The organism is Brevundimonas sp. UBA5936, from assembly GCA_002430835.1.
Classification (GTDB): domain Bacteria; phylum Pseudomonadota; class Alphaproteobacteria; order Caulobacterales; family Caulobacteraceae; genus Brevundimonas.
This window is the reverse complement of record DJDA01000080.1, coordinates 1-3,451: the sequence shown is the minus strand read 5'-3', so window position 1 is coordinate 3,451 and position 3,451 is coordinate 1. Positions and strand designations below refer to the sequence as shown.

At 68.0% G+C, this 3,451-nt stretch carries 4 protein-coding genes; all 4 read right to left on the bottom strand.

The window, feature by feature from the left end; genetic code table 11:
• On the bottom strand, positions 1–437 hold a 437-nt coding region (locus B2Y21_RS07535), incomplete at its 3' end, for a YaiI/YqxD family protein (protein WP_292058561.1).
• Positions 438–500: 63 nt separating this feature from the next.
• Positions 501–2,441 (bottom strand): threonine--tRNA ligase, encoded by a 1,941-nt coding sequence (gene thrS, locus B2Y21_RS07530; protein ID WP_292058559.1) that lies wholly within the window; start codon positions 2,439–2,441, stop codon positions 501–503.
• A complete protein-coding gene (gene yidD, locus B2Y21_RS07525; protein WP_003167548.1) occupies positions 2,438–2,686 on the bottom strand; it encodes a membrane protein insertion efficiency factor YidD in 249 nt (82 codons plus the stop codon). Before yidD ends, thrS begins: the two co-directional genes overlap by 4 nt.
• Before the next feature lie 80 nt (positions 2,687–2,766).
• Entirely contained in the window at positions 2,767–3,237 is a 471-nt protein-coding gene (locus B2Y21_RS07520) for an iron-sulfur cluster assembly scaffold protein (RefSeq protein ID WP_292058555.1), read from the bottom strand.
• Positions 3,238–3,451: the final 214 nt, after the last annotated feature.

Sequence of the window (3,451 nt, the reverse complement as noted above, 5' to 3'; positions counted from 1 at the left end):
CGCACCACGGCCGCGTCCAGCGCCTGCAGGAAGCGCGAGCGGTCGGCGGCCGAGAAAGGCGGCGGCCCGCTGGTCGGCACCCCCATGGAGCGCAGGTGCTCGCCGATCATCCGCCCGGCCAGGGCTGAGCCGATGGAGTCCGACGTGAACGGCTGGCCGTTCGACTTCAGCGCTTGAGCGCCGGATTTCAGCACCCGGTCGGCCAGCGGAATGTCGGCGGTGATGACGATGTCGCCGCGCTGGGCGCGCTCGGCGATCCAGTCGTCGGCCACGTCCGGGCCGGCGTCGACGACCACCTGTTCGATCAGCGGCTCGCGCGGGGTGTTGATCCAGGCGTTGGACACCACGAAGACCTTCAGGCCGCAGCGGCGCGCCACGCGATAGACCTCCTCCTTCACGGGGCAGGCGTCGGCGTCGATGTAGAGGGTGGTGGCCATGACAGGCTTATGGCCCGAGACGGGCGAGGGGAGAAGGCGTGAGGCCTTCTCCCGGCCGTCATATCAGGCCACGCCGTCGCGGATGCGCTTCAGATCCGGCGCCAGGGCCTCGTCCGTCAGCAGGGCGATGGCCTCATCCACCGTGACGATGGTCTGGGCCTGAGAGCCGAAGCGGCGGATGGCGACCTTGCCTTCTTCGGCCTCCTTGCGGCCGACCACGGCGATGGCGGGCACCTTGGCGACCGAGTGCTCGCGGATCTTGTAGTTGATCTTCTCGTTGCGCAGGTCGATCTCGGTGCGCAGACCGGCCGCCCGGAACTTGGCCAGAACCTCCTCGGCGTAACCGTCAGCGTCAGAGGTGATGGTCGCCACCACGGCCTGCGTCGGCGCCAGCCACAGCGGGAAGGCCCCGGCGTAGTTCTCGATCATGATGCCGATGAAGCGCTCGAACGAGCCCAGGATCGCGCGGTGCAGCATGACCGGGCGGTGCTTCTGGCCGTCCTCGGCGATGTAGGTGGCGTCCAGACGTTCGGGCAGGACATAGTCCAGCTGGATCGTGCCGCAGGTCCATTCGCGGCCGATGGCGTCCTTGACGATGAAGTCCAGCTTGGGCGCGTAGAAGGCGCCGTCGCCCTCGGTGACGACCGGCTCAGTTCCGGCGGCGCGGGCGGCTTCCAGCATCTGGGCCTCGGCCTTGTCCCAGAATTCCTCGGTGCCGGCGCGCAGCTCGGGGCGGGTGCCCAGGCTGATGTATTTGGTCTCCATGCCGAGGTCAGCGTGGACCGAATAGGCCAGCTTGATGAACTCGGCCGTCTCCTCGACGATCTGGTCCTCGCGGCAGAAGATGTGGGCGTCGTCCTGGGTGAAGCCGCGCACCCGCATCAGGCCGTGCAGCGAGCCCGACGGCTCATAGCGGTGGCAGGCGCCGAACTCGGCCATGCGCAGCGGCAGCTCGCGATAGGACCGCTGGCCCTGATCGAAGATCTGCACGTGGCCGGGGCAGTTCATCGGCTTGAGGCTGAGCGTCTCGCCCTCGACCGTTTCGCAGACGAACATATTGGCGCGGTACTTGTCCCAGTGGCCCGAGGCCTCCCAGAACTTGCGGTCCAGCACCTGCGGCGTCTTGACCTCGACGTATCCGGCGGCGTCCAGACGGCGGCGCATATAGGCCTCCAGCACGCGCCAAAGCACCCAGCCCTTGGGGTGCCAGAAGACCATGCCGCGGCCCTCTTCCTGCATGTGGAAGAGCTCCATGGCGCGGCCCAGCTTGCGGTGGTCGCGCTTCTCAGCCTCCTCGATGCGCAGCAGATAGGCGTCCAAATCTTCCTTGCTCGCCCACGCCGTGCCGTAGATGCGTTGAAGCTGGGCGCGGTTGGAATCGCCGCGCCAATAGGCGCCCGCCAGCTTGGTCAGCTTGAAGGCCTTGCCCACGAACTTGGTCGTCGGGAAGTGCGGCCCCCGGCACAGGTCGGCCCATTCGCCCTGTTTGTAGACGGTGATCGTTTCCGTCTCGGGCAGGTCGCGGATCAGTTCGGCCTTGTATGCCTCGCCGATCTTTTCGAAGTGGGCGATGGCCTCGTCGCGGTTCCAGACCTGACGCTCCAGCGGGGCGCCCCGGTCGATGATCTCGGCCATCTTCTTCTCGATCTTCGGGAAGTCGTCGGTTGAGAAGGGCTCGTCGCGGGCGAAGTCGTAATAGAAGCCGTCCTCGATGGCCGGGCCGATCGTGACCTGGGTGCCGGGGAACAGCTCCTGCACCGCCTGCGCCAGCACGTGGGCGGCGTCGTGGCGAATGGTCTCCAGCGCCTCGGCGTCGTCGCGCATCAGCAGGCGGAAGTCGCCGTTCCCGTCGATGACGCGGTCCAGGTCGCGCTGCTCGCCGTTCCAGACGACCAGGGCCGCCTTCTTGGCCAGGGAGGGCGAGATGGCGGCGGCCACGTCGCGGCCCGTCGAGCCGGCCGGATACTGACGCACGGCGCCGTCGGGGAATTTCAGTTCGATCATGACGGTCGTTCTTTTTCGGTCTTGGCGGGCGGGACGGGATCATAGCCCGAACCGCCGAAGGGATGGCATTTACAGAGGCGCCGCACGGTGAGCCATCCCCCCCGCACCGGACCGTGCTGGATCAGGGCGTCGCGCCCGTAATCCGAACAGGTCGGCATGAACCGGCACTGCTGGCCGATCAAGGGGGACAGCGTCAGCTTATAGCCCCGATGGGCCGCGCGGACGCTGCGTTCGTAGAGAGACATCGGTCCCTTCGCCGGGGGCTCTGTTTCGGGTTCGTCGCGCTTATCCCTCTTCACAGCAGGGGGATCAACCGACGCGCCGTTCAGGCCGCGCCGGCGAGGCGAGTTCGCGTATCGGTGTGGTGTTTGGCCAACGCCTGCTGCACCGCTTCCAGCGTCGCCTCCAGCGCCACCATGGTCGAGGCGTGGCGGGCGGGATAGTCGGCGACCTGTTTCAGGACGCGCAAGGCCTCGAAGCGGCCCTCGGGACCGTCGCCGCCGGATTTCAGCATGGCGGACATGGCGTCGCGCGCGGCCTCGATTTCTTGAACCGAGGCGCCGAGGATGTTTTCCCCGACCACGCCCGCCGCCGCCTGGCCCAGGGCGCAGGCCTTGACCGTCTGGGCGAAGTCGCCGACGCGGCCGTCGGCGTCCAACATCACGTCGACGATGGCCTTGGACCCGCACAGCTTTGCCACCCGCTCGGCCGTGCCTTCGGGCGCAGGCAGGCGCCCGCTGTGCGGCAGGTTGGCCGCCAGCGACAGGATGCGCGCGCTGTAGAGGTCGTCGATCACGGGATGAAGATAGGCCTTCAAGGGCGGAAGGTGAAGAGAGGTCGCGAACGCGACGCCTCTCCCTCCCCGTCCCGGGGAGGGACGGGGAGGGAGAAGTCGCGCGCTTATTTCATCCGCCCTGCAGCGACGACCACGTCCGCGCGGTCGGCGACGTTTCAGCCACGGCGGGGGAGGGCGCCTGACCCGGCTGCATCCGCGCGGCCAGCCAGCGCAG